Source organism: Streptomyces sp. NPDC057136, assembly GCF_042670885.1.
Taxonomy (GTDB): domain Bacteria; phylum Actinomycetota; class Actinomycetes; order Streptomycetales; family Streptomycetaceae; genus Streptomyces.
Genome location: NZ_JBHUUV010000039.1, coordinates 43,669 through 70,254, shown reverse-complemented (window position 1 = coordinate 70,254; position 26,586 = coordinate 43,669). Strand labels below are relative to the sequence as shown.

The 26,586-nt window shown below is 70.3% G+C and carries 23 protein-coding genes; 4 read left to right on the top strand and 19 right to left on the bottom strand.

The window, feature by feature from the left end; translation table 11 throughout:
• Positions 1-57: 57 nt before the first annotated feature.
• The 16 genes from ACFT7S_RS32590 to rsmH form a co-directional block, all read right to left on the bottom strand.
• Complete coding sequence (locus ACFT7S_RS32590; protein WP_382738059.1) at positions 58-1,188, bottom strand: DivIVA domain-containing protein; 1,131 nt, start codon at positions 1,186-1,188, stop codon at positions 58-60.
• Between the two features lie 49 nt (positions 1,189-1,237).
• Complete coding sequence (locus ACFT7S_RS32585) at positions 1,238-1,522, bottom strand: YggT family protein (protein ID WP_084996064.1); 285 nt, start codon at positions 1,520-1,522, stop codon at positions 1,238-1,240.
• Between the two features lie 71 nt (positions 1,523-1,593).
• Complete coding sequence (locus tag ACFT7S_RS32580; RefSeq protein ID WP_382738056.1) at positions 1,594-2,217, bottom strand: cell division protein SepF; 624 nt, start codon at positions 2,215-2,217, stop codon at positions 1,594-1,596.
• Positions 2,218-2,342: 125 nt separating this feature from the next.
• The gene (locus ACFT7S_RS32575) at positions 2,343-3,062 is read right to left on the bottom strand and encodes a YggS family pyridoxal phosphate-dependent enzyme (protein WP_382738053.1); all 720 of its coding nucleotides are present in this window, start codon (positions 3,060-3,062) and stop codon (positions 2,343-2,345) included.
• Between the two features lie 6 nt (positions 3,063-3,068).
• On the bottom strand, positions 3,069-3,821 hold the full coding sequence (gene pgeF, locus ACFT7S_RS32570; protein WP_382738050.1) for a peptidoglycan editing factor PgeF: 753 nt from the start codon (positions 3,819-3,821) through the stop codon (positions 3,069-3,071).
• Positions 3,818-5,032, bottom strand: a complete 1,215-nt coding sequence (ftsZ, locus tag ACFT7S_RS32565; RefSeq protein ID WP_382738046.1) for a cell division protein FtsZ — start codon at positions 5,030-5,032, stop codon at positions 3,818-3,820. The genes pgeF and ftsZ overlap by 4 nt, the downstream gene beginning before the upstream one ends.
• Before the next feature lie 276 nt (positions 5,033-5,308).
• Complete coding sequence (locus ACFT7S_RS32560) at positions 5,309-6,103, bottom strand: cell division protein FtsQ/DivIB (protein WP_382738043.1); 795 nt, start codon at positions 6,101-6,103, stop codon at positions 5,309-5,311.
• A 50-nt stretch (positions 6,104-6,153) separates the two neighbouring features.
• Positions 6,154-7,248: an undecaprenyldiphospho-muramoylpentapeptide beta-N-acetylglucosaminyltransferase gene (gene murG, locus ACFT7S_RS32555; RefSeq protein WP_382738040.1), complete on the bottom strand. Its 1,095-nt coding sequence runs from the start codon at positions 7,246-7,248 to the stop codon at positions 6,154-6,156.
• Between the two features lie 6 nt (positions 7,249-7,254).
• Positions 7,255-8,706: a putative lipid II flippase FtsW gene (gene ftsW / locus ACFT7S_RS32550; protein WP_382738037.1), complete on the bottom strand. Its 1,452-nt coding sequence runs from the start codon at positions 8,704-8,706 to the stop codon at positions 7,255-7,257.
• 110 nt (positions 8,707-8,816) lie between these two features.
• Positions 8,817-10,259, bottom strand: a complete 1,443-nt coding sequence (gene murD / locus ACFT7S_RS32545) for a UDP-N-acetylmuramoyl-L-alanine--D-glutamate ligase (RefSeq protein WP_382738034.1) — start codon at positions 10,257-10,259, stop codon at positions 8,817-8,819.
• A complete protein-coding gene (gene mraY / locus ACFT7S_RS32540; protein WP_382738031.1) occupies positions 10,241-11,311 on the bottom strand; it encodes a phospho-N-acetylmuramoyl-pentapeptide-transferase in 1,071 nt (356 codons plus the stop codon). Before mraY ends, murD begins: the two co-directional genes overlap by 19 nt.
• Positions 11,308-12,738, bottom strand: a complete 1,431-nt coding sequence (murF, locus tag ACFT7S_RS32535) for a UDP-N-acetylmuramoyl-tripeptide--D-alanyl-D-alanine ligase (RefSeq protein WP_382738028.1) — start codon at positions 12,736-12,738, stop codon at positions 11,308-11,310. Before murF ends, mraY begins: the two co-directional genes overlap by 4 nt.
• Before the next feature lie 4 nt (positions 12,739-12,742).
• Positions 12,743-14,503 carry a UDP-N-acetylmuramoyl-L-alanyl-D-glutamate--2,6-diaminopimelate ligase gene (locus ACFT7S_RS32530; protein WP_382738025.1) on the bottom strand — a complete coding sequence of 587 codons (1,761 nt, stop codon included), beginning with the start codon at positions 14,501-14,503 and terminating at the stop codon, positions 12,743-12,745.
• A 63-nt stretch (positions 14,504-14,566) separates the two neighbouring features.
• Positions 14,567-16,543, bottom strand: coding sequence for a peptidoglycan D,D-transpeptidase FtsI family protein (locus tag ACFT7S_RS32525; protein ID WP_382738023.1), 1,977 nt, complete (start codon positions 16,541-16,543; stop codon positions 14,567-14,569).
• Between the two features lie 4 nt (positions 16,544-16,547).
• Complete coding sequence (locus ACFT7S_RS32520) at positions 16,548-17,198, bottom strand: septum formation initiator (protein ID WP_382738020.1); 651 nt, start codon at positions 17,196-17,198, stop codon at positions 16,548-16,550.
• Between the two features lie 49 nt (positions 17,199-17,247).
• Complete coding sequence (rsmH, locus tag ACFT7S_RS32515; protein WP_382738017.1) at positions 17,248-18,213, bottom strand: 16S rRNA (cytosine(1402)-N(4))-methyltransferase RsmH; 966 nt, start codon at positions 18,211-18,213, stop codon at positions 17,248-17,250.
• Positions 18,214-18,614: 401 nt separating this feature from the next.
• Between rsmH and ACFT7S_RS32510 the strand changes: the two genes are divergently transcribed.
• The 4 genes from ACFT7S_RS32510 (at position 18,615) to ACFT7S_RS32495 (ending at position 24,262) form a co-directional block, all read left to right on the top strand.
• Positions 18,615-19,178, top strand: a complete 564-nt coding sequence (locus ACFT7S_RS32510; RefSeq protein ID WP_382738014.1) for a beta-class carbonic anhydrase — start codon at positions 18,615-18,617, stop codon at positions 19,176-19,178.
• 238 nt (positions 19,179-19,416) lie between these two features.
• Positions 19,417-20,469: an AAA family ATPase gene (locus ACFT7S_RS32505; protein WP_382738011.1), complete on the top strand. Its 1,053-nt coding sequence runs from the start codon at positions 19,417-19,419 to the stop codon at positions 20,467-20,469.
• On the top strand, positions 20,469-21,842 hold the full coding sequence (locus tag ACFT7S_RS32500; RefSeq protein ID WP_382738008.1) for a DUF58 domain-containing protein: 1,374 nt from the start codon (positions 20,469-20,471) through the stop codon (positions 21,840-21,842). Before ACFT7S_RS32505 ends, ACFT7S_RS32500 begins: the two co-directional genes overlap by 1 nt.
• Complete coding sequence (locus ACFT7S_RS32495; protein WP_382738006.1) at positions 21,839-24,262, top strand: DUF3488 and DUF4129 domain-containing transglutaminase family protein; 2,424 nt, start codon at positions 21,839-21,841, stop codon at positions 24,260-24,262. Before ACFT7S_RS32500 ends, ACFT7S_RS32495 begins: the two co-directional genes overlap by 4 nt.
• Positions 24,263-24,421: 159 nt before the next feature.
• On the opposite strand, the gene ACFT7S_RS32490 is transcribed toward ACFT7S_RS32495, so the two are convergent.
• From ACFT7S_RS32490 to ACFT7S_RS32480, 3 genes are all read right to left on the bottom strand, one after another.
• Positions 24,422-24,820, bottom strand: a complete 399-nt coding sequence (locus ACFT7S_RS32490; RefSeq protein WP_382738003.1) for a DUF3040 domain-containing protein — start codon at positions 24,818-24,820, stop codon at positions 24,422-24,424.
• A 248-nt stretch (positions 24,821-25,068) separates the two neighbouring features.
• Positions 25,069-25,827, bottom strand: a complete 759-nt coding sequence (locus tag ACFT7S_RS32485; protein ID WP_382738000.1) for a methyltransferase — start codon at positions 25,825-25,827, stop codon at positions 25,069-25,071.
• Between the two features lie 101 nt (positions 25,828-25,928).
• On the bottom strand, positions 25,929-26,456 hold the full coding sequence (locus tag ACFT7S_RS32480) for an SAV_6107 family HEPN domain-containing protein (protein ID WP_382737997.1): 528 nt from the start codon (positions 26,454-26,456) through the stop codon (positions 25,929-25,931).
• Between the last annotated feature and the right edge of the window lie 130 nt (positions 26,457-26,586).

Sequence of the window (26,586 nt, the reverse complement as noted above, 5' to 3'; positions counted from 1 at the left end):
TCCCGGGGCCCGGCCCTTTGCCTGCCGACGGCTACGCGCTCAGCGAGCGCAAACCGCTCAGTTGTCGTCCTCGTCGATCAGGAACCCACGCATCGGCGAAGGCGCCTGCTGCATCGGCTGCGGCGCCTGCGGCCGCACCGGCGCCATCGGCTGCGTCATCGCGGGCGACATCTGCTGCTGGCCACCGTACGAGGGGCCACCGCCCATGGACGGGTTGCCACCCATCTGCTGGCCGGTGTGACCACCGTGGTTGCCACCCATGCCGTGACCCATCGCACCCGCACCGGCCGGAGCCAGCGAGGGCGACGGCGGCAGGGAAGCGGCCGCCGGCGTCCGCGGCGGGGCCAGCGAGTCGTCGGCCTGGGTCTCCAGCTGACGCAGCTGGCTCTCCAGGTAGGACTTCAGCCGGGTGCGGTACTCGCGCTCGAAGCCACGCAGGTCCTCGACCTTGCGCTCCAGCGTCGCGCGGGCCGACTCCAGCGAGCCCATCGCCACGCGGTGCTTCTCCTGCGCGTCCCGCTCCAGGGCGTCCGCCTTGGCTCGCGCGTCGCGCTCCAGACCCTCGGCACGGCTGCGCGCCTCGCCGACGATCTTGTTGGCCTCGGAACGGGCCTCCGCGATCGCCTGGTCGGCGGTCTGCTGCGCGAGCGAGAGGACACGGGCGGCACTGTCGCCACCGGGGCCCTGCTGCTGCATCTGCGGCGGCTGCTGCATCTGCTGCATTTGCTGCATCTGCTGCATCTGCTGCTGCTGGGGGTTGTGACCGCCCATGGGGCCACCCTGCATCGGGCCGGGGCCGTGCGGGCCCTGCGGACCGGGACCGTGGCCACCCTGGGGGCCATGGCCGCTGGGACCGGCGGGCAGCTGCGGAGCGCCACCAGGCAGCTGGGGCGGGCCCATCTGCGGGGGCTGCTGCTGCACCGGCGGACCGGATATGGCGGCGGGAACGGGCGCGCCGGGACGATCCTGCGGCTCCGGCTTGCGCATGCCCTGCTGCTGCTGGTTCTGCGCGGCAGCACGCGTGGCAGCGGCCAGCTTGGCTCGCAGGTCCTCGTTCTCGCGGAGCAGGCGCGTCAGCTCGGATTCGACCTCGTCGAGGAAGGCATCGACCTCGTCCTCGTCATAGCCTTCTCGGAGGCGGACGGTCGTGAACTGCTTGTTCCGCACGTCCTCGGGGGTCAGCGGCATCTCTTCTTCACCTCTACGTAGTCGTCGGCAGTCGGCAAGACCGTATCGCTCACAGCCTGATCACGATGCTGATCAGGATGTAGACGATGATCATCAGAACGAAGAAGGACAGGTCGAGTGCCACGCCCCCGAGACGCAGCGGCGGGATGAACCGCCGCAGAAGCTTGAGCGGTGGATCGGTGACTGTGTAGGTGGCCTCGAGTACGACCACCATCGCCTTGCCCGGCTGCCATGAACGTGCGAACTGGAAGACGTAGTCCATGACCAGCCGGAAGATCAGCACGATGAGGAAACACATCAGCGCGATATAGACCACATCCAGTGCGACGCCCATACTCGCGCTTCCCTCTCCCCTGGCTCTCGTAGCTCCGGCCTCTCGGCCGGGTCGTTCCCGGTGTCGTGTTCTCAGCTCTGGTTGAAGAATCCGCCCTCTGCGATCCGGGCCTTGTCCTCCGCCGTGACATCGACGTTAGCAGGCGACAACAGGAACACCTTCTGCGTCACTCGTTCAATGCTGCCATGGAGACCGAAGACAAGTCCCGCGGCAAAGTCGACAAGTCGCTTCGCGTCCGTGTCGTCCATCTCCGTGAGATTCATGATCACCGGAGTGCCCTCACGGAAGTGTTCCCCGATGGTACGGGCCTCGTTGTAGGTCCGGGGGTGCAGCGTCGTGATCCGGTACGGCTCCCGCTCGGACACAACCTTGGGCATGATCACGGGCGCGTTCTTCTCCATGTTCGGGCGTTCAGGTGTGATGGATGCCACGGGTGCGATTCGGGCGGGTCGTCCGCTTTCCGCGGGGAGCTGAACCGGCTCCCGCTGCGCGGGCGGCTGCACCACTCGTACCGGTTCGTCCCGTTCGCGGTCGCGTTCCCGCTCCACCTGATGCGCGGGCTGATGCCGCCGCCGGTCCCTCTCGGGCTCCGGCTCGGGTTCGAATTCATCGTCGGGGTCGAACCCCGGACCGTCGTACCCATCGTCCTCCACGAGGCCGAGGTAGACCGCCATCTTGCGCATCGCGCCGGCCATGCTCTGAGTCCTCCGCTCTGTGGTGGATCGGCATTCGTCACCAAGTGCCCGCGATCCACTGTGGCCTGACCGCCTTGGGCGGAAATGACCATATTTTCTGCTGTGGTCCGACTTGCTTCGCGACGTTACCCGAGGCCGGGTCGGTCTCCGAGTACCGCCGTACCGACGCGTACATGTGTCGCTCCGGCCGATACCGCGTCCTCGAGATCCGAACTCATCCCCGCGGAGACCATGTTCGCAGCCGGATGGTCCGCGCGCAGGCGGGATGAGATTTCCATCAGCCGATCGAACGCCGCCCGTTGCCTGCCCGCGTACGGACCGGCGAGCGGAGCAACGGTCATCAGTCCGTCGAGCCTGAGCCCGGGAGCCCCGCCCACCGCCGCGGCCAGCTCCTCGATCCCGTCCGGTGAGACACCGCCGCGGTCACCGCGCTCACCACTCCCGGCGTCGAGCGCGACCTGGATGAGACATCCGAGTTCGCGCTCACCGCGCACGGCCGCCGCCGAGAGCGACGACACCAGCTTGGTCCGGTCCACCGACTGCACCACATCGGCATAACTCACCACAGAACGAACCTTGTTCGACTGCAATTGCCCGACAAAGTGCCATGTGAGCGACAGATCCGCACAAGCGGCGGCTTTGGGGGCCGCATCCTGGTCACGATTCTCGGCGACATGCCGCACACCGAGTTCGTGCAGGATCCGCACATCGCTCGCGGGATAGGTCTTGGTGACCACGATGAGGGTCACCTCCTCCCGCTTGCGACCGGCCGCGGCACAGGCGGAAGCAATGCGTTCCTCCACCTGTGCCAGATTTGCTGCGAGTTGAGTCCTACGGTCCGTCATGCCCTATCAGTCCAACCAGACATATCCGGCGAGCCGCCCGGTGGTGCGGTCGCGGCGGTACGAGAAGTGGTCGCCCGATTCCAGTGTGCAGAACGGGGAACGGTGCCGGTCACTCACCCCGAGACCGTCGAGCTGGGCGTGGACCCCGGCGGTGACATCCACCGCCGGTGTTCCCCAGCTCGTCTCGGACCACGAGCCCGGGACGGCCTCGGCGACCTCGGCCCGCATCGGCGCCGGAACCTCGTAACACCGTCCGCAGACGGCCGGTCCGGTGTGCGCGCTGATCCGGGAAGGTTCGGCGCCGAGAGCGATCATGGCCTCGACGGCGGCCGGAACGACTCCGGCGACCAGACCCGGGCGGCCCGCGTGCGCCGCGGCCACGACTCCCGCGACCGGGTCCGCGAGCAGAACCGGCGTGCAGTCGGCGGTGAGAACGGCGAGTGCGAGTCCGCGCCTGGCGGTCACGACCGCGTCCACGGCCGGGATCTCCGGGGCGTCGCCCCAGGGTCCGTCGACCACGGCCACGTCACGCCCGTGCACCTGGTTCATCCAGACGACCTGCGCCGGGTCGAGACCGAGGGAACGGGCCGCGCGCTCGCGGTTGGCGCGCACGGCGGCCGGGTCGTCCCCGACCGCGCCACCGAGATTGAGCTCCTCGTACGGAGCGGCGCTCACCCCGCCCCACCTGTCGGTGAAGGCGAAGTGGGCGCCGCTTCCCGCAGAGAGCGCTGCGGGCACCGCGTCGTGCGGACCTATCACTTCAAGAAGTCCGGAACATCCAGCTCTTCGGCCTGGGTGTCCTGGTAGGGACGGGCCGGCGGGACGTGCGGCGGAGAAACCGGCGGAAGCGAGTTCTCGTTCGCCACCGGTACGGACTCGGCCTGGACCGGGGCCTCCTCGCGCGAGGGCACGGAGCCCAGTCCGCCCGACTGACGGGCGGGCTCGGCGGCCCGGACCGGCGGAGCCGGCTCCTCGCGCTTGGTGGAGTTGGCGCTCAGGACGTTCTCGCGTCGGGCCGGCGGCTGACCGCCGTCGAACCCGGCGGCGATCACGGTGACCCTGACCTCGTCACCCAGTGCGTCGTCGATGACGGCGCCGAAGATGATGTTCGCCTCCGGGTGGGCCGCCTCGCTCACCAGCTGCGCAGCCTCGTTGATCTCGAAGAGACCGAGGTCGCTGCCGCCGGAGATGGAGAGCAGGACACCACGGGCGCCGTCGATGGACGCCTCCAGGAGCGGCGACGAGATCGCCATCTCCGCCGCGGCCACCGCGCGGTCGTCGCCGCGGGCCGATCCGATACCCATGAGCGCCGACCCGGCCTCGGACATGACCGACTTGACGTCGGCGAAGTCGAGGTTGATCAGACCCGGGGTGGTGATGAGGTCGGTGATGCCCTGGACACCCGAGAGCAGCACCTGGTCGGCCGACTTGAACGCGTCGAGCACGCTGACCTGGCGGTCCGAGATGGACAGCAGCCGGTCGTTGGGAATGACGATGAGGGTGTCGACTTCTTCGCGGAGTTCGGCGATGCCGTCCTCCGCCTGGTTCGCGCGTCGCCGGCCCTCGAACGTGAACGGGCGGGTGACCACGCCGATCGTCAGGGCGCCGAGCGAGCGCGCGATGTTGGCGACGACGGGTGCGCCGCCGGTGCCGGTGCCACCGCCTTCTCCTGCGGTGACAAAGACCATGTCGGCCCCCTTGAGGACCTCCTCGATCTCTTCACGGTGGTCTTCTGCCGCCTTGCGACCGACGGCCGGGTTTGCCCCGGCTCCGAGGCCACGGGTGAGTTCACGGCCGACGTCCAGTTTGACGTCGGCGTCGCTCATCAACAGGGCTTGCGCATCAGTGTTGATCGCGATGAACTCGACGCCCTTGAGACCGACCTCGATCATTCGGTTGATGGCATTGACACCACCGCCGCCGACACCGATGACCTTGATGACTGCGAGGTAGTTCTGCGGTGCTGCCACGTCGAAGGCCTCTCGCCTCGAGTTACGTGTCGTCGCGTTGCGGGGATTCCGCCGCGACGACGGATGCCGATTGGGACGGTCCGAACGCCGACCCGAACCCTAACGTTGAAGTTTAGGGTTACCAGTGTGTCTGCTTCTTGGACTCTTCCGAACAGGACACTAAGTCGACAAGTGGCGCACGTTCAACGAACACGCCGAACCTCCCGTTTTTCTTTTCACCCTATGTGATCACCCGTAGCGCTGACCAACCAGGGTGCTGGCCAGGCCAAACGTGCGTCAACTGTCCGATACGGCCGGGGCGATGGGCGCACTCACGTCGAAGTGCCCCGCTTTGGGAGCGGCTTTCATGAGAGCGGTGAGGACCCTTGCCTTCATCGGCCCCTCATCACTGCTGCCCCAGTTCACCGTGCGCCCCCTGGTGAGTTCCAGGGAGATCGCGTCGAACGAGGTGACCCGTACGACTCGGGTGTCCTTGGCGACACTTCCCGGAAGTTCACAGGCGACCCGGACCGCTTCCCGCACCAGCCGGTCGCTGCCGAAACGGCGCAGACTCGCGGACTGATCAGGTGTCAATTCCAGCAGAGGTACGCCTGCTGGCGCTTTGTCCACCGTTGCGAAGCGAACGCCGTCCGCGTCCACTTCGATGAACTTTGCGCCCCTTTCCACCAGCAGAACCGGTTTCCGTTCGGTCACTTTAAGTCCGATGCCGTGCGGCCATGACCGTACGACATCCACCGAATCGATACGAGGCAACTTCTGGCGCAACCTGTTCGCGATCGCGTCGGTGTCGATGGAAATCAGCGGCGCCCCGATCGGCACCGCGGCGGCGTCGTCCACCTCGGCCTCGGTCAGCACTTCGATACCGGTGATCCGTACCTGCTCGGCCCGTAGCCAGGAAGAGCCGTAGAACAGCCAGATTCCGCCCGCGGTGAGCAGGGCCACGGCCACCGCGATCAGGATCAGCAGCGTACGGCGACCGATCCGGCGCCCCTCGGGGCCGATGTGCGGCGGGCGGGCGGGGGCCTCCGCCCGCTGCCCTGCACCGCGCTGGGCGGTCGTCGGTCCGGCCACGCTCGCTCCTTAGCCGGACCCGGGGCCCTCGCCCCGGGTCCTGCACCGCCTCACGCCTTGCGGCGTGCGGCAATCGCCTCGTACACCATGCCGACGAGCAGGTCGTCGGCGTCCCGCCGTCCGAACTCCGCGGCGGCGCGGGACATCTCGTACAGCCGGTGCGGATCCGACAGCACCGGGAGGACGTTGCCCTGCACCCACTCGGGGGTGAGCGCCGCGTCGTCCACCAGGAGACCGCCGCCCGCGTTGACCACCGGCTGAGCATTGAGCCGCTGTTCGCCGTTGCCGATCGGCAACGGGACATAGGCGGCGGGGAGCCCGACGGCGGAGAGTTCGGCGACGGTCATCGCGCCGGCGCGGCAGAGCATCATGTCGGCCGCGGCGTACGCGAGATCCATCCGGTCCACGTACGGTACCGGGATGTACGGCGGCATCCCGGGCATGTTGTCGATACGCGGCAATTCGTTCTTCGGGCCGACCACATGAAGGATCTGGATTCCGGAGCGCTGGAGCAGGGGCGCGACCCGCTGGACCACCTCGTTGAGGTGACGGGCGCCCTGCGAACCGCCGGAGACCAGGAGCGTCGGCAGGTTGGGGTCGAGGCCGAAGGCGGCGCGCGCCTCCGGGCGGACCCGGGCCCGGTCGAGGGTGGCGATGGTGCGGCGCAGCGGGATGCCGATGTAGCGGGCACCGCGGAGCTTGCTGTCCGGGGTGGAGACGGCGACCCCGTGCGCGTACCGCGAACCGATCTTGTTGGCCAGGCCGGGGCGGGCGTTGGCTTCGTGGACGACGATCGGGACCCCGGCGCGCTTGGCGGCGAGGTAGCCGGGCAGTGCCACATAGCCGCCGAAGCCGACGACACAGTCCGCTTTGGTGCGCTCCAGGATCTGCTCGGCGGCCTTGATCGTGCCGCGCAGCCGTCCCGGGACAGTGATCAGTTCTGGGGTGGGTTTACGGGGCAGCGGCACAGCCGGGATCAGCGCCAGTTCGTACCCCCGCTCGGGTACGAGCCTGGTCTCGAGTCCGCGTTCCGTGCCGAGGGCAGTGATGCCCACGGTCGGGTCCTGCCTTCGCAGGGCATCTGCGAGGGCAAGCGCGGGCTCGATGTGGCCGGCGGTCCCCCCACCGGCGAGTACGACATGCACCGAAATTCACCGCTCTCCGGACGGACGCTTCTTGACGCGCCGTCTCATCGTCTTCCATCTCACCCCGGGCCTCCGCATGGCCAGGGCCGCTTTCGCCGCGGGGTCCTCTCGCGCGAAGGCGATCATGAGCCCGACAGCGAACATCGTCGGCAGCAGGGCCGACCCCCCGTAAGAGAACAGCGGGAGCGGGACACCGGCGATCGGCAACAGGCCGAGCACCGCACCGATGTTGATCACGGCCTGGGCCGTGATCCAAGTGGTCACGCCTCCCGCGGCGTACCTCACGAAGGGGTCCTCCGTGCGTCCGGCCACGCGGATACCCGCATAGCCTAGAGCCGCGAAGAGGGCGAGTACCGACAGCGTCCCCGCCAGCCCCAGTTCCTCCCCGGTGATGGCGAAGATGAAGTCGGTGTGCGGTTCAGGCAGTTGACCCCATTTTTCCACACTCGCGCCCAGCCCGGAACCGAACCATCCGCCGGACGCCAGAGCGTAGATTCCGTGTACGGCCTGCCAGCACGAGCCGCCGGGTCCGGGCTCGCTGGCGCCCATGCAGTCGAGCCGGGCCATCCGGTTCGGGCTGGTCTTGATGAGCAGCAGAATGATGGCGCCGGCGACGGCGAGCACCCCGACGAACAGCCTGGTGGGTGCGCCGGCCAGCCAGAGCAGGCCGAACAGGATCGCGGTGAGAATCATCGCAGTTCCCATGTCGCCGCCGAGCATGATCAGCCCGAGCAGCATGAACGCGACCGGGACGAGCGGCACGAGCATGTGCTTCCACTGGGTCAGCAGCCGCTTGTCCTGTTTGCGGGCCAGCAGATCGGCGCCCCACAGGATCAGGGCGAGCTTGCCGAACTCACTCGGCTGGAGCTGGAAGGGGCCGCCCAGGTAGAGCCAGTTCTGGTTGCCGCCCACCGACATCCCTATCCCCGGCACCTGGACCAGCACCATCAGGAAGACGGTGATCATGAGCAGGGGGTAGGCGAGTGCCCGGTGGAGTTTCACGGGCATCTTCGCGGCGATCAGCATCAGTCCGGCCCCGATGGCTGCGGCGAGGAACTGCTTGCGGAAGAAGTAGGCGGCAGGCTTGTCGATGTCCAGCGCCTTGATCATCGAGGCGGAGTAGACCATCACCAGGCCCAGCACGGTGATCAGGAGGCTGGAGCCGAGGATCAGGTAGTAGGCGGTCAGAGGGCGGTCCCAGGCCCGCCGCGCCTGCTCGTAGAGCCGCCGCACACCGCTTGCGCGGGACGGACGGGGGCTGCCGGCGGCCCGGCCGCCCCTGGGCGGCGTCGGCCGCGTGGAGCCGGTGGCCAGCCGCCCGCGCAGCGCGAGACCTGCGGGGAGCGGGGGGCCTGCGGGGACGGAGAGGGCCAGGAGGCCCGGGGTGAGCGCCCGGCGGGCCGGTACGGTCGCGCGTGAGCGGCCCCGGCTTCGCGCGGAGCTCTCTTCGGCCGGCATTGTCGCTGTCCCCTCCACTGCTCGTGCCCGGGGCTGTCGCCGGGACCGGGCCGGGGCCCGGCCGCCGGTTGCCCGGTTCCCCGGACAGTACGGCGCGGAGACCGGGCCCGTCAGACGCTCTCGGCCGCGAGTGCGCGGACCGCGTCCGCGAACGCCTCGCCCCGCTTGTTGTAGTTGACGAACATGTCCATCGAGGCACAGGCCGGAGCCAGCAGTACGGTGTCGCCCGGCCGGGCGAGCCCTGCCGCTTCCCTGACCGCCTCGGACATCGCCCCAGTGTCGGTCCGGGCCAGGTCGACCACCGGTACCTCGGGCGCGTGTCGCGCCAGGGCTTCGCGGATCAGTTCCCGGTCGGCGCCGATCAGTACGACGCCGCGCAGGCGCTTCGCGGCCCCGCTCACCAGGTCGTCGAAGGTGGCGCCCTTGGCGAGGCCGCCGGCGATCCAGACGATCGGGTCGTAGGCCGCGAGGGATGCCTCGGCGGCGTGGGTGTTGGTGGCCTTGGAGTCGTCGATGTACGTCACCGAGGCGACGTCCGCGACGTGCTCGATGCGGTGGGGGTCGGGCCGGAAGGCCCGCAGCCCGTCGCGTACCGCCGTGGGCTCGACGCCGAAGGCGCGGGCCAGGGCCGCTGCCGCGAGGGCGTTGGCGATGTTGTGCGGAGCGGGCGGGTCGATGTCGCCGACCTCGGCCAGTTCCTGCGCCTGCTTCTGCCGGTTGGCAACGAAGGCCCGGTCGACGAGGATGCCGTCGACCACGCCGAGCTGCGAGGGGCCGGGGGTGGCCAGGGTGAAGCCGATGGCCCGGCAGCCCTCTTCGACGTCGGCCTCGCGCACCAGGTCCTCGGTGGCCGGGTCGGCCACGTTGTACACGCAGGCGATGCTGTTGCCCTCGTAGATGCGGCCCTTGTCGGCTACGTACGCCTCCATGGAGCCGTGCCAGTCGATGTGGTCCGGGGCCAGGTTGAGGACGGCCGCGGAGTGGGCGCGCACCGAGGGCGCCCAGTGCAGCTGGTAGCTGGAGAGTTCGACGGCCAGGACGTCGTAGGGCTTCTCGTCCAGGACCGCGTCCAGGAGGGAGACGCCGATGTTGCCGACGGCGGCCGTCCGCAGCCCGGCCGCTTCGAGGATCGAGGCGAGCATCCGGACGGTCGTGGTCTTGCCGTTGGTGCCGGTGACCGCGAGCCACGGGGCCGGTTCCCTGCCGTCGAGACCCCGCAGCCGCCAGGCCAGTTCGACGTCGCCCCATACGGGGACGTCCGCCTCGGCGGCTGCGAGGAAGAGCGGTTTGTCGGGCTTCCAGCCCGGGGCCGTGACGATCAGCTCGGTGGACTCGGGCAGGGTCGCCCCGTCGCCGAGGCGCACGGTGATACCGAGCGCCTCCAGCTCGGCGGCCTGGGTGCGGGAGCGCTCGTCGTCGCCGTCGTTGACGACGGTGACCAGTGCCCCGAGTCCGTGCAGGACACGCGCCGCGGGGATTCCGCTGACGCCGAGCCCGGCGACCGTGACGTGCTTGCCCTGCCAGTCCACGTTGCTCACTTCTTGGCTGCCCATCCCGCGTAGAAGAGGCCGAGTCCGACGATCACGCACATGCCCTGGATGATCCAGAAGCGGACCACGACAAGGACTTCGGACCACCCCTTGAGTTCGAAGTGGTGCTGGAGCGGGGCCATGCGGAAGACGCGCTTGCCGGTCATCTTGAACGAGCCGACCTGGATGACCACGGACATGGTGATCATCACGAAGAGGCCGCCGAGGAGGGCGAGCAGGAACTCCGTACGGGAGCAGATCGCGAGACCCGCGAGGGCTCCGCCGAGTGCGAGCGAACCGGTGTCGCCCATGAAGATCTTGGCGGGCGAGGTGTTCCACCACAGGAAGCCGAAGCAGGCGCCCATCAGGGCGGAGGCGACGACCGCGAGGTCGAGTGGATCACGTACCTCGAAACAGGCACTGGGGTTGGTCAGGGTGTCCGCGTTGGCGCAGGACTCCTGGAACTGCCACAGCCCGATGAAGGTGTACGCGCCGAAGACCATCACCGATGCGCCGGTGGCCAGGCCGTCCAGACCGTCCGTCAGGTTCACGCCGTTGGACATGGCGAGAATCATGAACAGCGCCCAGACGCAGAAGAGCACCGGGCCGATAGACCAGCCGAAGTCCTCGACGAACGACAGCCGGGTGGAGGCCGGGGTGTTGCCGCGGGCGTCGGCGAACTGGAGCGAGAGCACCGCGAAGGCGATGCCGACGATCAGCTGGCCGGCCATCTTCGCCTTGGCCCGCAGACCGAGCGAACGCTGTTTGACGATCTTGATGTAGTCGTCGAGGAAGCCGACCAGGCCCATTCCCGCCATCAGGAAGAGGACCAGCACACCGGAGAAACGCATCTCCTCGCCGGTGATCACCTTGGCCAGGATGTACGCGATGATCGTCGCCAGGATGAAGGCGATACCACCCATGGTGGGCGTGCCCTGCTTGCTGCCGTGGCTGCGCGGGCCATCGTCCCGGATGAACTGCCCGTAGCCCTTGCGGGCCAGGAGTTTGATCAGCAGCGGAGTACCGACCAGGGTCAGGAAGAGCCCGATGGCCCCCGCGAAGAGGATCTGCCTCATCGGACGGCGACCTCGCCCTCGGTCGAGTTCTCCAGCAGTGCCAGGGCGACCTTCTCCAGGCCGACCGACCGGGACGCCTTCACCAGCACGACGTCTCCCGGGCGCAGTTCACTGCGCAACAGGTCGACGGCCGCCTGTGCGTCGGACACGTGCACCGACTCCTCACCCCACGAACCCTCGTTATATGCGCCCAGTTGCAGCCAGGAGGCTTCTCTTCCTCCGACTGCGACGAGCTTGCTGACGTTGAGCCGGACGGCGAGCCGTCCGACAGCGTCGTGCTCGGCGAGCGACGCGTCACCGAGCTCGGCCATCTGACCGAGCACCGCCCACGTGCGTCCCCCTCCGGCCCGTGAGGCTTTGCCCATGGCAGCCAGCGCACGGAGTGCGGCTCTCATGGATTCGGGGTTCGCGTTGTAGGCGTCATTGACGACCGTCACACCGTCCGGACGTTCGGTGACCTCCATGCGCCAGCGGGAGAGGGTGCCCGCCTCGGAGAGCGCCACGGCGATCTCAGTCACGGACATGCCCAACTCATGGGCGACGGCGGCCGCGGCGAGCGCGTTCGACACGTGGTGCTCACCGTACAGGCGCAAGGTCACGTCGCTGCACCCGGTGGGTGTGTGGAGCTCGAAAGCGGGGCGCCCGTCGTCCGTGAGCCGGACGTTCTCACCCCGTACGTCCGCATCCGCGGCCTCTCCGAAGAGCAGGACCCGGGCTTTCGTGCGGGCGGCCATGGCCCGTACGAGGGGGTCGTCGGCGTTGAGGACGGCGACGCCGCCTTCCGCGGCGGCGGGAAGGGCCTCCACGAGCTCGCCCTTGGCCTCGGCGATCGCCTCGCGGCTGCCGAACTCACCGATGTGCGCGGTGCCCACGTTGAGGACCAGGCCGATGCGCGGGGGCGTGAGGCCGGTCAGGTAGCGGATGTGGCCGACACCGCGGGCGCCCATTTCGAGGACGAGGTGCTGGGTCTCCTCGGTGGCGCGCAGCGCGGTGAGCGGCAGGCCGAGCTCGTTGTTGAAGGAGCCCGGTGTCCAGACCGTGGGGGCCTTGCGCTCCAGGAGCTGGGCGATCAGGTCCTTGGTGGAGGTCTTGCCCGCCGAGCCGGTGAGCGCGACGACGGTGGCTCCGAGCCGCTGGACGACGGCGCGGGCGAGTGCGCCGAGCGCCGCCTCGACATCGTCGACGACGATCGCCGGAACACCGACGGGGCGGGCGGCCAGCACTGCTGCCGCGCCCGCCTCGACGGCGCGCTGCGCGAAGTCGTGGCCGTCGACCTGCTCGCCCGGCAGGGCGACGAACAGGCTGCCGGGCTTCACCTCTCGGGAGTCGATGACGACGGGTCCGTCGACGGTGACTGCCGGATCGGGTATGTCGTGCGGCTGCCCGCCGACGATTTCGGCGATCTCGGTGAGGGAAAGGGTGATCACTTGGTCATCCCTGACTGTTGTTCTCGTGGGTGTGGGCGCGGTCCGCGGTGCCCTCGGGGGCGTCCTCGGTGCTCTCGGGGGCGTCCTCGGTGCTCTCGCGGCCCATGGAGCGCGCGATGGCGGCGCGCAGGACCTTGCGGTCGTCGAAGGGGCGGACCACTCCGTGGATGTCCTGGCCCTGCTCGTGTCCCTTGCCCGCGACGAGGACGGTGTCGCCCGGTTCGGCGCGGGCGACGGCCGCGGCGATGGCCGCGGCCCGGTCGGCGTCGACGAGGACGTCGCCGCGCTCGTGGACGGGGACCTCGGCGGCGCCGGAGAGCATCGCGGCGAGGATGGCCAGAGGGTCTTCGGAGCGGGGGTTGTCGGAGGTCAGTACGGCGGTGTCGGCGAGGCGGGCCGCCGCGGCGCCCATGGGGACGCGTTTGGTGGTGTCCCGGTCGCCGCCGCAGCCGAGCACGATGTGGACCCTGCCCTCGGTGACCTTGCGCAGGGAACGCAGGACGGACTCGACCGCGTCCGTCTTGTGGGCGTAGTCGACGACGGCCAGGTACGGCTGTCCGGCGTCCACGCGCTCCAGCCGGCCTGGGACGCCCGGGACGGCCGCGACACCGTCGGCGGCAATCTGCGGGTCGACGCCCGCGACGGCCAGGGTGACGATCGCGGCGAGGCTGTTGGCGACGTTGAACGGGCCGGGGAGCGGCGCCTTGGCGCTGATCCGCTCGCCCTTGGGACCGACGACCCGGAAGGTGCTGTCCTGCGGGCCGACCTCGACGTCCTCGGCACGCCAGTCGGCGTCCGGGTGGCCCTCGGCGGAGAAGGAGACGACCGGGACGGTCGCCTCGGCAATCAGCCGCCTGCCGTACTCGTCGTCAAAGTTGACGACTCCCTGCCTGCTGCGGAGCGGGGTGAAGAGCTGGGCCTTGGCCTGGAAGTAGTCCTCCATCCCGGAGTGGAACTCCATGTGCTCCGGGCTGAGGTTGTTGAAGACGGCGACGTCGAAGACGCAGCCGTCGACCCGGCCGAGCACCAGCGCGTGGCTGGAGACCTCCATGGCGACCGCCTCGGTGCCGCGTTCGCGCATGACGGCGAAGAGGGCCTGGAGGTCGGTGGCTTCGGGGGTGGTGCGCTCGGACTTGATGCGCTCGTCACCGATGCGCATCTCGACGGTGCCGATCAGTCCGGTGTTGCGGCCGGCGCCGCGCAGCCCGCCCTCGACGAGGTACGCCGTGGTCGTCTTGCCGGACGTTCCGGTGATCCCGATCTGGAGCAGGCCGGCGCCGGGCCGCCCGTAGATCTCCGCGGCGATTTCGCCCATCCGGCCCCGCGGGTCCTCGGTGACGAGGGCCGGGAGCCCGGTGGCGGCGGCGCGTTCGGCGCCCGCCGGGTCGGTGAGGACCGCGACCGCGCCGAGCCCCGCGGCCTGGGCGGCAAAGTCGGCTCCGTGGAACCGGGCGCCGGGCAGGGCCGCGTAGACATCGCCCGGGCGCACGGCCCGCGAGTCATGGGTGATGCCGGTGACCTCGCCGGGCCCGGGAGGTTCGACACCGAGCATGGCGGCCAGCTCGCCGAGGGAAGTGGGCCGGAGCCGGTCCGGTCGGGGCGCTCCCGGGTAGCTCACAGGCGCGTCCTTCTGGGTGTTCTGGAACTGATCAGGGTGGGGCACGGCGGTGAGCGTACCGGGCTCACCCGGCCTCTCGCGAAGCGAGGGGCCGGGGTCGCGGTACTTCTCGTTCCGGTTCCCGGGATCAGGGGTGATCGTTGTCACTGAGGGTTCCCTCGGGGCTACTGCGGATCGTGAGCCCGGCCAGGACCCGCAGCGCCCGCCTTGTCACTCGCCGGGCTGGAAGGACACCGGCAGCCGGGCGGGCTTGCTGCCGGACGGTGCGGTCTGGAGCGTCTTGAGCGCGAACTCCATGACCTTCTTGTAGATCGGACCGCAGGTCTGGCCGCCGAAGTAGCTGCCCTTGGTGGGGTTCTGGATCGCGCAGTAGACGGTGACCTGCGGGTCGTCGGAGGGCGCGAAGCCCGCGAAGGAGGCGGTGTAGCCGTGGTAGCCACCGCGCTCCGGGTCGACGCGGTTGGCTGTACCGGTCTTGCCCGCGACCCGGTAGCCCGGGATCGCCGCCTTGGTCCCGGTGCCTTCGTGGTCGTCGACCACGGACTCGAGCATGACCGCCAGCGTCTTGGCGGTCTTCTCGCTGACCACCCGGGTCTGTTCGGGGGCGGGGGCTGCGGTGTATCCGCCGTCCGCGTCCCTGGTCCCGCGCACGAGGGTGGGTGCGATCCTGACCCCTCCGTTGGCGATCGTCGAGTAGACCGACGCGGCCTGCATGGCGTTCAGGGAGAGGCCCTGGCCGAACGGGATCGTGAACTGCTGCGAGGTCGACCAGTCCTGCGGCTTCGCGAGGAGGCCGGGTGACTCACCGGGGTAACCGAGCCCGGTGACGGAGCCGATGCCGAATTTACGCAGATACGAGTAGAGGACCTTGTTGGCCTCGGCCTGGGTCCTGCCGAGCTGACCGGTCGCCAGGATGGTGCCGATGTTGCTCGACTTGGCGAGTACGCCGTTGAGCGTGAGGTACCAGGTGGGGTGGTCGACGTCGTCCCTGAACAGCCGGTCACCGCGGTGCAGCCGGTTGGGCACCGTGACGTGGGTGTCGGGCGTGGCGGCCTCCTCCTCCAGCACGGCGGCCATGGACATGACCTTGCTGGTGGAGCCCGGCTCGTACACGTCCTGGAGCGCCGCGTTGCCCAGGGTGGCGGCGTTGACCTGCGAGAGGTCGTTCGGGTCGTAGCCGGGAGCGTTGGCCATGGCCAGCACCTCGCCGGTCCGCGTGTTCTGGACGATCACATAGCCGCGGTCCGCCTGGGACTTCTTGACCTGGTCGGCGATGGCCCGCTGGGCCGCCCACTGGATGTCACGGTCGATGGTGAGCTCGATGTTGGCGCCGGGGACGGCCGGGACCTCCCTGGCTCCGGCCGTGGGCACGCGCCGGCCGCCGGACTGGGCGTACCGGACCTTTCCGTCCTGCCCGGCCAGTTCCTCGTTCAGCTTCGATTCGAGGCCGCCGCCGCCCTTGCCCTCGGCGTTGACGAATCCCACTATCCCGGCGGCCAGATCGCCGTTCGGGTATACCCGCTTGGTGGTGGGCTCCTGGAGGACACCGGCCAGCACGTTGGCCCCCGGGCCGCCGTTGGCCTTGTCCTCCTGGGCCTTCTTCGCGAAGGCGGCCTTGAGGTCCTTGATCTGCTTCCAGACCTGCGGGGTCTGCCTGCTCGCCAGGAGCGTGTAGCGGCTCTTGGGGGCCGCCAGCTTCTTCGTCAGCTCCTCGACGTCCTTGCCGAGGATCGGAGCGAGGAGCGCGGCGGCCTGCTGCGGCGCGTCCGGGGCCTTGCTGTCCTCGGGCGTGAACATTTTGGGGTCGGCGGTGATGTTGTGGGCGTCGACGCTGGTGGCCAGCGCGATCCCGTCGCGGTCGGTGATCTCCCCGCGCTCGGCGGCGACCGTGTACTCGAGGTAGCGGTTCTGCTGGGCCTTCGCCGCGTACGCACTGGCGTCGACGGCCTGGACCTGGAGGAGCCGGACGACGAACGCCAGCATGACGGCCGTCAGACCGAGGCCGACCAGGCGCAGACGTGGGCGTGGGCTGCCGAGGCGGAGGGAACGCGGAGTGCCGGCGCGCGGCCGCCCCGACGAGGGGCGTGGGCGGCGGGCAGCGGGCCGGGGGCGGCCGGGGGCGCCTGCCGCGTTACGGGGGCGTGCCGGGCCGGGTACGCGGCGGCGCGGCGGTTCCTTGGACGACACTGCGTCACCTGCCGGGGCTCGTCGTGGGCGGGGGCGCCGAGGTGCGCAGCCGCGCGGTCGGCGTGGTCTCTGCTTCGGGCTCGGGCTCTGGTCCGGCGGGAGCCTGCATCGGGGCTCCGGGGGCACCGGAGCCCTGGGCGGACGCGGCCTGCGAGGCGCCGGGGGAGGGCGACCCGGAGGCGGACCGGGAGGCCGACGGGTCCGGCGAGGTGGCGTCGGCGGAGGGGGTGGGCGAGCTGTCGGACGGGGATTCCACCGGCTTCGGCGGGGCCGTGGGCATCGGGTCGGCGGTGGACTCCACGGGCACACCCCGCACCGTGCCGTCCGGGCTCAGGAAGGCGGGGTTGCCGCCCGGCACCATGCCCAGTTCCCTGGCGCGCCGCTCCAGCGCGTCCGGCTCGGAGTAGCTGTCGACGTCCCGCTGGAGGGCCTGCTGATCGTCGGTGAGCTCCGTGGTCTCCCGCTTCAGCTCGCTCAGCCTGAACGATCCTTCATTGAGGGCGGAGTTCAGCAGGAGCAGCGTGATCAGGCCGCCGCCGAGGAGCAGGACGACCAGCAGGACGAAAGGGGTACGGGCCGCGTTGCTGGGCCCCGACGGCATCAGCCGGGCGAGCCGCACGGCCCGCCCCTTCAACTGTTCGGCCGGTTTGGTCACGGCATCGCCTCGGACGTCCCGGGTGCCGGGCCGGCCGGAGCGGAGACGCTCATCGCTCCTCCTCGCGGATGCGCTGGGCGCCGCGCAGCCGGGCGGGGGCGGCGCGCCGGTTCTCGGCGACCTCCTCCTCCGTGGGCAGCTCCGCGCCACGGGTCAGCAGCTTCAGCCGTGGCTGGTAGCGCTCGGGGACGACGGGCAGGCCGGGGGGCGCGGTATTGGCGGCGCCGGCCGCGAAGACCTGCTTGACCAGCCGGTCCTCCAGCGAGTGGTACGAGAGGACGGCGATACGGCCGCCGACGGCGAGGGAGTCCACAGCCGCCGGGATGGCCCGCTCCAGGACCGTGAGCTCGCCGTTGACCTCGATACGCAGGGCCTGGAAGGTGCGCTTGGCCGGGTTGCCGCCGGTTCGCTTGGCGGCCTGCGGCAGCGAGTCCCGGATCAGCTCGACGAGCCGGGCGCTGTTGGTGAAGGGCTCCTTCTCGCGCTCGCGCACGACGGCGGAGACGATCCGCTTGGCCTGCTTCTCCTCGCCGTACTGACGCAGAATCCGTACGAGCTCGCCGGGCGGGTAGGTGTTGAGCACCTCGGCCGCACCGATCCCGGTCGTCTGGTCCATGCGCATGTCGAGGGGGGCGTCCTGGGCGTACGCGAATCCCCGGTCGGCCTCGTCGAGCTGCATGGAGGAGACACCGAGGTCGAAGAGCACGCCCTGGACCTTGGGGATGCCCAGCCGGTCGAGGACCTCGGGCAGTTCGTCGTAGACGGCGTGCACGAGCGTGGCGCGGTCGCCGTAGGGGGCGAGGCGCTCGGCGGAGAGCCGGAGCGCCTCCTTGTCCCGGTCGAGTGCGATCAGCCGGGCCGTCGGGAAGGCGGCGAGGAGTGCCTCGCTGTGTCCGCCGAGGCCGAGGGTGCAGTCGACGACCACCGGCGGCCGGGGGCCCGGGTCCTCCAGAGCCGGGGCCAACAGGTCCAGGCATCGCTGGAGCATCACCGGGACGTGTCGGGTCTGGCTCATGCGCCCTCTCAGGCTCGAATCATGCACGGCTCGTGCGTGCGGCCTGGTCCCCGCCCGCTCGGAAGGGGAGGTCCACCGACGCCGGGGAAGGGGCGCCGACCGACCGGCGAGCGGGAGAGGGCCGGGCCGCACGCGTGCCGCACGTGGCGGGGGCGTACGGAATATGAAGAATATGCAAGGCGTGTCGGTAACTTCGCGTCACTTTAGTCCACCCTGCCATTCGATCGATTCCCGATCAACGAAGCGGACAGCGCGTCGCACCGGCCTCTTCGTACGCGGAAGCTCACTCGACCGGGTGCACTTCTGTGAGGCTGTGGGTTACCTCACAACAAGCCTCGTTGACGTTCTTTGTCCCCTTCCACAACACGCCGGGGCCGGTCTTGAACGCTAACGTCGTATCCATGTCGACTTCCGCGCACTCCCCCAACGAACCCTCCGCACCCACTGCGGGCGCGGCCCGTTCCGGCGGCACGGTCACCGATCGGCTGGTCGAGGCGAACGCCCACTACGCGGACAAGTTCAGCGACCCGGGCATGGACGCCCGGCCGGTTCTGCACGTGGCCGTGGTCGCCTGCATGGACGCCCGTCTCGACCTGCACGACGCGCTCGGTCTGGAGCTCGGCGACTGTCACACCATCCGCAACGCGGGCGGCGTGGTCACCGACGACGTGATCCGCTCCCTGACCATCAGCCAGCGCGCTCTCGGCACCCGCAGCGTCATCCTCATCCATCACACCAACTGCGGTCTGGAATCGCTCACCGAGGACTTCCGGCACGAGCTGGAGCACGAGGTCGGCCAGCGGCCGGTCTGGGCGGTGGAGGCGTACTCCGACGCCGACCAGGACGTACGCCAGTCGATGCAGCGGGTGCGCACCTCACCGTTCCTGCTGCACACGGACGACATCCGCGGTTTCGTCTTCGACGTGACCACCGGTCTGCTGCGCGAGATCCTGCCCGCTTCCTGACCTCCCGGCTCCCGTCCGGCGCGCCGCGCGCAGTCATCGCACAGTCATCGCGCGCCGAAATCGCACCAACACCTGACATATCGCACCCACTTATCCACAGGCGAGTGACACGAAGCGGTAACGGCAACAAGAATGCGGGTGTGACACCTCCACGGGCCTTCCGCGGAGTGTCCGTATGTCGGGGTGGGCCGGGCAGCGATGCGCGTCGGCCCTGCACAAAGGTGCCGAGGAGGGCCGGGTGACGACCTATGACGATCGAGCGAGCCTCACAGATCTGACCACCACAGTGGAGCAGGTGCGCAGGTCGGTGGAGAGTGTGATCGAGGGCAAGCCTGAGGTCGTACGGCTTTCGCTGACCGTGCTGCTCGCGGAAGGACATCTCCTCATCGAGGACGTCCCCGGAGTCGGCAAGACGATGCTGGCCAAGGCTCTGGCGCGGTCCATCGACTGCTCGGTGCGGCGTATTCAGTTCACTCCCGACCTGCTGCCCTCGGACATCACCGGGGTGTCGATCTTCGACCAGCAGCGACGGGACTTCGAGTTCAAACCGGGCGCGATCTTCGCCCAGATCGTGATCGGCGACGAGATCAACCGCGCGTCGCCCAAGACCCAGTCGGCGCTGCTGGAGTCGATGGAGGAACGCCAGGTCACCATCGACGGGCAGACATACGAACTGCCCAACCCCTTCATGGTGGTGGCCACGCAGAACCCGGTCGAGATGGAGGGCACCTACCCGCTGCCCGAGGCCCAGCGCGACCGCTTCATGGCCCGGGTGTCGATCGGTTATCCGAGCCCCGAGGCCGAGCTCCAGATGCTCGACGTGCACGGCGGGGTCTCGCCGCTGGACGACCTCCAGCCGGTGGCTCACGCCCACGACATCGTGAAGCTGATCGACGCGGTGCGTACGGTCCACGTGGCCGACTCCGTCCGGCGGTACGCGGTGGAGCTCGTGGGCGCCACCCGCAGCCATCCGGATCTCCGGCTCGGGGCATCACCGCGCGCGACCCTGCATCTGCTGCGTGCGGCGAAGGCGTCGGCCGCCCTCAGCGGGCGCGAGTACGCCCTGCCGGACGATGTGCAGGCCCTCGCGGTGGCAGTGCTCGCCCACCGGCTGCTGCCCACCGCGCAGGCCCAGCTGAACCGCAGGACCGCCGAGCAGGTGGTGCTGGAGATCCTGCAGCGCACACCCGTACCCACCTCGGCCGGCGGCGGGCCCGCCCCGGCCGTACCGCCGCAACAGCCCGGCCGGCCGGTGTACGGCCGGCAGCCGCCCGGCACACGGCGGCTGTGATGGCGGCCGGGGGGCCGGGCGCCGTGGACAACGACGGCGACAAGGGCGGCCTCCGGGCCGCCCTCAGCGGGCTGACCACACGCGGCCGGTCCTTCCTCGCGGCCGGGGTCGCCGCCGCGGTCTGCGCCTATGTGCTGGGCCAGGGCGACCTGCTGCGGGTCGGCCTGCTGCTCGCCGTGCTGCCGCTGATCTGCGTGACCGTGCTCTACCGCACCCGCTACCGGGTCACCGGAAGCCGGTGGCTTTCGCCGTCGCGGGTACCCGCGGGGGCGGAGGCACGGGTGCATCTGCGGATGGACAACATCTCCCGGCTGCCCACCGGACTGCTCATGCTCCAGGACCGCGTTCCGTACGTGCTCGGTCCGCGGCCCCGGTTCGTACTGGACCGGGTGGAGGCGGGCGGCAGGCGCGAGGTGTCCTACCGGGTCCGGTCGGATCTGCGCGGGCGCTACCCGCTGGGGCCCTTGCAGCTGCGGCTCAGTGATCCGTTCGGGATGTGCGAACTGACCCGTTCGTTCAGTGCGTACGACACCCTGACCGTCATCCCCCGCACCGAGTCGCTGCCGGTCCTGCGGCTGGCCGGTGAGGCTTCGGGGTACGGCGACGGGCGGCAGCGGTCGCTGGCCCTGGCCGGTGAGGACGATGTCATTCCGCGCGGCTACCGGCACGGCGACGATCTTCGCCGCGTCCACTGGCGCTCCACCGCGCGCTACGGCGAGCTGATGGTGCGCCGCGAGGAGCAGCCGCAGCGGGCCAGGTGCACCGTGCTGCTGGACACCCGGCGCATCGCCTATCAGGGGGCCGGTCCGGATTCGGCCTTCGAGTGGGCCGTCTCGGGAGCGGCTTCGGCGCTGGTGCACATGCTGGAGCGGGGCTTCGCCGTGCGACTGCTCACGGACGACGGCAATTCGGTGCCGGGCGAGGGTTCCGACGGTTTTGCCGGATCGACCCAGGAGTCCGCCGATTCCGCGGGACTGATGATGGACACACTCGCGGTCGTCGACCATTCGGACGGCGGCGGTCTGTCGCGCGCCTACGACGTACTGCGGGGCGGCAATGAAGGGCTGCTGATCGCGTTCTTCGGTGATCTCGACGAGGAGCAGGTGGCGGTGGCGAGCCGGATGCGGCAGCGCAGCGGCGCGGCCGTGGCGTTCGTCGTGGACAGCGAGGGCTGGGTGCGGGGCGGCGACGGGACGCCGCCCGCCTCGGTCGAGGCACGCCTGCGGCTGCTGCGCGAGTCGGGCTGGACGGCCGTGGCCGTTCCGCCCGGGACACCACTCACCCGGCTGTGGCAGCAGGCGGGGCATCAGCACGGCGACACGCAGTCCGCCGCGACCGGCGGACTTACGGGTTTCTCTGGGGGATGGTCATGAGCGGTCGTGGTCGGCTGGCGCTGTGCGCGTTCGCGGCGACGCTGATGGCGTCGGGCGCGCTGCTGCCGCTGGTCGACCCGGCCGGCTGGATTCTGCAGGCCGCGCTTCTGCTGGCGATCCAGAGCGGGGTGGGCGCGCTGGCCCGCCGGGTGCCGCTGGCGAGGACGCTGACGGTCGGCGCGCAGGCTCTGGTCACCGCGGTCCTGCTGACCGTGGCGTTCGCCAGGGATCAGGCGTTCCTCGGTGTGCTGCCCGGCCCCGAGGCCATCCAGTGGCTCGAAGGGCTGTTCACGGCGGGCGTCGACGACGTCGGCAAGTACGCGATCCCGGCTCCCGCGACGGACGGCATCCGGCTGATGCTGGTCGGCGGTGTGCTGCTGATCGGTCTCGCGGTGGACGCGCTCGCGGTGACCTTCCGCAGCGCGGCCCCTGCCGGGCTGCCTCTGCTCGCGCTCTACTCGGTCGCGGCCGGGCTTTCCGAAGGCGGCGCGGGCTGGCTGTGGTTCCTGCTCGCCGCCACCGGCTATCTGCTGTTGCTGCTGGCGGAGGGACGTAACCGGCTCTCCCAGTGGGGCCGGGTCTTCGGCGGCGCGGCCAGGTCGTCGGGCGGTCTGGTCGCCGGGATCGCGGATTCGGGCGGGCGGGCGCTCGCCTCGGTCCGTACCGGGCGGCGTATCGGGGCACTGACGCTCGGTATCGCGCTGGTCGTCCCGGCGGCGCTGCCCGCTCTCGACAGCGGGCTCCTGGCCGGCTCGGGCGCGGGGGCGGGAAAGGGTGGCGGCGGGGGCACCATCTCCGCGGTCAATCCGCTGGTCTCGCTCCAGAACAATCTGAACCAGCCGGAGGACCGGGAGGTGATGTCGTACCGCACCAACTCCGGGGCCCCGGAGGACTTCTATCTGCGCATCCTGGCCCTGGACCAGTTCAACGGTACCGAGTGGCGGCCATCGACCCGCCGGCTGACGGATGTGCCGGGACGGCTCCCGCAGCCCGTCGGTCTGGAATCGGGCGTCGCCGTCACGGAGATCAGGACGAACCTCTCCGCGTCGCCCTCGTACCAGCAGACGTATCTGCCGCTCCCCTATCCGGCGACCGAGGTGAAGATCGGCGGGCGCTGGCGGTACGAGCCCGAGGGACGCACCCTCGTCGGGGACGACGGGCAGACCACGGGCAATGCGAAGTACGAGGTCAGCAGCCTGGTGGTGCAGCCGACCGCGGACCAGCTCGCCGCCGCGGGCCCGCCGCCGTCCGAGCTGGCACGTGAGTACACCAAGGTGCCCGATTCGCTGCCGGACGTGGTCCGTCAGACCGCCGCCGAGGTGACGAAGGGCTCCACCAACGCGTACGAGAGGGCCGTCGACCTGCAGGACTGGTTCGCCTCGGAGGGCGGCTTCACCTACGACACGACGGTGAGTTCCGGGACGGGCACGGCTGCGATCGGCCGATTCCTCAGGGAGAAGCAGGGCTTCTGCGTCCACTTCTCGTTCACGATGGCGGCGATGGCACGGACCCTGGGGATCCCGGCCCGGGTCGCGGTGGGCTTCACACCCGGGACGTTCCAGTCGAACGGCTCGGTGTCCGTCGGGTTGCGGGACGCCCATGCCTGGCCCGAGCTGTACTTCGAGGGCGTGGGGTGGACACGGTTCGAGCCGACTCCGACCCGGGGCTCCACCCCTACGTACACGCTGCCGGATGCCCCCACGGGCGGTACGAACGATCCGGCTCAGCCGTCGGCGGGTGCTTCGGAGGCGCCTTCGGCCGCCCCGTCCGCCTCGCAGAACTGCCCGGAGCAGATGCGCCGACAGGGTGAGTGCGGTCCCTCGGCGCTTCCCGGCGTGGTGGGCCCCACCGATCCGGGGACGCCGGTGCGCACGGTGGTGCTGCTGAGTCTCGCTGCCGCGCTGGTGCTGGTGCTGCCTCTGTTGCCGTTGCTCTGGCGGACCCGGGCACGCGGACGCAGGCTGGGCTCCTCCCCGGGCCGTACGCCCGCGGACGCCAAGGCCAGAACGATGGCGGCCTGGCGTGAACTCACGGACACGGCCTGGGACCACGGCATCCCGCCGGACGAATCGCAGACGCCGCGCAAGGCGGCGGCGCGGATCGTGCGGCTGGGCGAGCTCGACGGCACCGCGGCGGCCTCGGCGCACCGGGTTGCGGGTGCGGTGGAGCAGGTGCTGTACGCCCCGCAGCCACAGGCCACCACGGGGCTCACCGAGGACGTCCTGGCCGTTCGGGCCGCTCTGCGGGCCTCCGTCGGCCGCCCGTCCCGGCTCCGCGCGGCGATCGCACCCCGCTCGGCTGTCCGGGTGGTGTGGGCGACTTCGGAACGCTGGGCGGCGCTCGCCCGCAGGTGGGCGGAGCGGCCGGGTCGCGACCGGTGGGCCGGGCGATTCCGCCGGCTCTCCCGCCAGCGGGGCTGACAGTAGCCCGCGCCCCCAGGATCCCGGTGGCGCGGGCTGCTGCGTAGACGGACAAGGAACAGCTGAGGGGCGGCCGCAGAAATGCGGCCGCCCCTCACCCATAAGTGTCCGGCGTTACGTCTTCAGTCCGTTCCCGAAATGCTCCTGGGACGGAAGTGCTTATTGGCCCTGTTCGTCACGGCGGCGCTGCCACCGCTGCTCGATCCGGTTCATCATCGACCGGCGCTGCTTGGGCTGTCGGCGTTCGCCTGTCGCCCCGCTCCCCGCCTGCTGTTGTTCCCCGGGCTTGGGCGCTTTGCGCCACCCGGTGACCGCGAGCACGGCGCAACCCAGCATGACGAGGAACCCCACCACGCTGATCCAGATCTGCTGGGCGACCATTCCGGCCATGAGGAGCGCGATACCCACCAGAAAGCCAGCGACCGCCTGGTAGACCCGTCGTCGGGTGTACGTACGCAGCCCGCTTCCCTCGAGCGCTGTCGCGAACTTGGGATCTTCGGCGTACAGCGCTCGCTCCATCTGCTCGAGCATTCGCTGCTCGTGCTCCGAGAGCGGCACGGAGTCCTCCTAGTCGTCGGCCGCGGGGGGCGACCGGTATGCGGCCCTTCCAGGATAGGCAGGGATTCGCCCCCGTGAAACCCGCCCTGTAGCCATTAACCAGTCCGGACCGCCATGTCGGTTCGTCTGCTGAGGCGTAGATTCCCCGACGTCCGATCCGTCATGCCGAATGGTGTCACCCGATCATACGGGGCCGGAGCGCCGATCGGGGTCCCCGAGCCGTACTCCGTCTGCGCTTGCGTTGCTGATCAGGCGCGCTTCTCGCCCAGAACGTGCAGCTGGGTCGCGACGGCGTGGAAGGACGGCAGTTCGGCCACGGCGGCCTCCAGCTTGAGAAGCGCCTCGACCGCACCCGGTTCGGTGTCCACCAGGACGCCCGGTACGAGGTCGGCGAAGACCCGTACGCCGTGGACCGCTCCCACCTCCATGCCGGCGGCGGCAACCAGCTCGGTGAGCTGGTCGGCGCTGAAGCGCCGGGGCACCGGGTCGCCCTCGCCCCAGCGGCCCGCCGGGTCGGTCAGTGCGTGCCTGGCCTCGGTGAAGTGACCGGCGAGCGCCCGCGCCAGGACCGCGCCGCCGAGCCCGGCGGCCAGCAGGCTGAGGGCGCCGGACGGGCGGAGCGCGTCGACCGCGTTCCGTACGCCCTCGGCAGGGTCGTCCACGTACTCCAGGACGCCGTGGCACAGCACCGCGTCGTAACTGCCGGGCTCCACCACGTCGAACAGGCCGAGGATGTCTCCCTGGACCCCGCTGACCCGTTCGGCCACGCCGTCCTCGGCGGCGCGGCGCTCCAGCGCGAACAGCGCGTTGGGGCTGGGGTCGACCACGGTGACCCGGTGGCCGAGCCGGGCGACGGGCACCGCGAAGTTGCCGGTGCCGCCGCCGGTGTCCAGGACGTCCAGGGTGTCCCTGCCGGTCGCCTTGACCCGGCGGTCGAGAGCGTCCTTCAGGACCTCCCAGACCACGGCGGTACGGAGGGAGGCGCGGGGGCGCAGCTGGTCCGACACGGCAGTTGACTCCTCGGCACGGTGCCGCCGCTGACGGCGGAGCGTGAACAGTGCAGGTGGTACGGGTCCGTCCACCCTATTGCCTCGCGCCGCCGCCCCGGTCACCCCGCTTCGGCCCGGCCTTTTCTCGGCTGGGGAAGCACCGGCTGGAGCACCAGCAGCCGTTCGACCAGGCGGAGAAACAGGGCGGCGTCGCGCAGCAGATCGTCGGCGTCACGGCTGGTGGCCGCGCCCGGTATGCCGGCTTCCGCGCGGGCCCTGCGCACGGCCCCGGAGGCGAACAGGGCGCTCCATTCGGTGAGCTCCGGGGCTATTTCCGGCAGGACCTCCCAGGCGCTGCGAATCCGCTCCCGGCGCCGTCTGCCGGTCTCGGGGCGGCCACGGGCCGCGAGCACGGCTGCGGCGGTGCGCAGCGCGGCCAGGTGGGCGGTGGCGTACCGCTCGTTCGGCACGTCGAGGACAGCGGCCTCGTCCAGGCCGCCGCGGGCCTTGGAGAGCAGATCGAGGGCGGCGGGCGGCGCCGTGGCGCGGCGCAGCACGGGGTGGACGTCGCTTGCCGGACCGGTCGGTGAGGGGGCAGGGCTGCCTGGGCGGCGCCGCGGGGCGGCGGCTGCGGACGAGCTGGCCATGACGAACCTCCTGTCGTCGTGTGACGGCTTCGTGGCCGTCTGTATCCATCGTGACGGTCACCACTGACAATTCCCGTCGATCCACCCCTGACCTGGCCTTTTGCTTCGATCGCAAGTTCGGGCTAAGTTT

What these genes read in the sequence shown, in the direction of transcription:
- ACFT7S_RS32590 (WP_382738059.1), bottom strand. Translation starts at nt 1,188, where the DNA reads ATGCCGCTGACCCCCGAGGACGTGCGGAACAAGCAGTTCACGACCGTC.
- ACFT7S_RS32585 (WP_084996064.1), bottom strand. Translation starts at nt 1,522, where the DNA reads ATGGGCGTCGCACTGGATGTGGTCTATATCGCGCTGATGTGTTTCCTC.
- ACFT7S_RS32580 (WP_382738056.1), bottom strand. Translation starts at nt 2,217, where the DNA reads ATGGCCGGCGCGATGCGCAAGATGGCGGTCTACCTCGGCCTCGTGGAG.
- ACFT7S_RS32575 (WP_382738053.1), bottom strand. Translation starts at nt 3,062, where the DNA reads ATGACGGACCGTAGGACTCAACTCGCAGCAAATCTGGCACAGGTGGAG.
- ftsW (WP_382738037.1), bottom strand. Translation starts at nt 8,706, where the DNA reads ATGCCGGCCGAAGAGAGCTCCGCGCGAAGCCGGGGCCGCTCACGCGCG.
- murD (WP_382738034.1), bottom strand. Translation starts at nt 10,259, where the DNA reads ATGGGCAGCCAAGAAGTGAGCAACGTGGACTGGCAGGGCAAGCACGTC.
- mraY (WP_382738031.1), bottom strand. Translation starts at nt 11,311, where the DNA reads ATGAGGCAGATCCTCTTCGCGGGGGCCATCGGGCTCTTCCTGACCCTG.
- rsmH (WP_382738017.1), bottom strand. Translation starts at nt 18,213, where the DNA reads ATGAGCCAGACCCGACACGTCCCGGTGATGCTCCAGCGATGCCTGGAC.
- ACFT7S_RS32510 (WP_382738014.1), top strand. Translation starts at nt 18,615, where the DNA reads ATGTCGACTTCCGCGCACTCCCCCAACGAACCCTCCGCACCCACTGCG.
- ACFT7S_RS32500 (WP_382738008.1), top strand. Translation starts at nt 20,469, where the DNA reads ATGGCGGCCGGGGGGCCGGGCGCCGTGGACAACGACGGCGACAAGGGC.
- ACFT7S_RS32495 (WP_382738006.1), top strand. Translation starts at nt 21,839, where the DNA reads ATGAGCGGTCGTGGTCGGCTGGCGCTGTGCGCGTTCGCGGCGACGCTG.
- ACFT7S_RS32480 (WP_382737997.1), bottom strand. Translation starts at nt 26,456, where the DNA reads ATGGCCAGCTCGTCCGCAGCCGCCGCCCCGCGGCGCCGCCCAGGCAGC.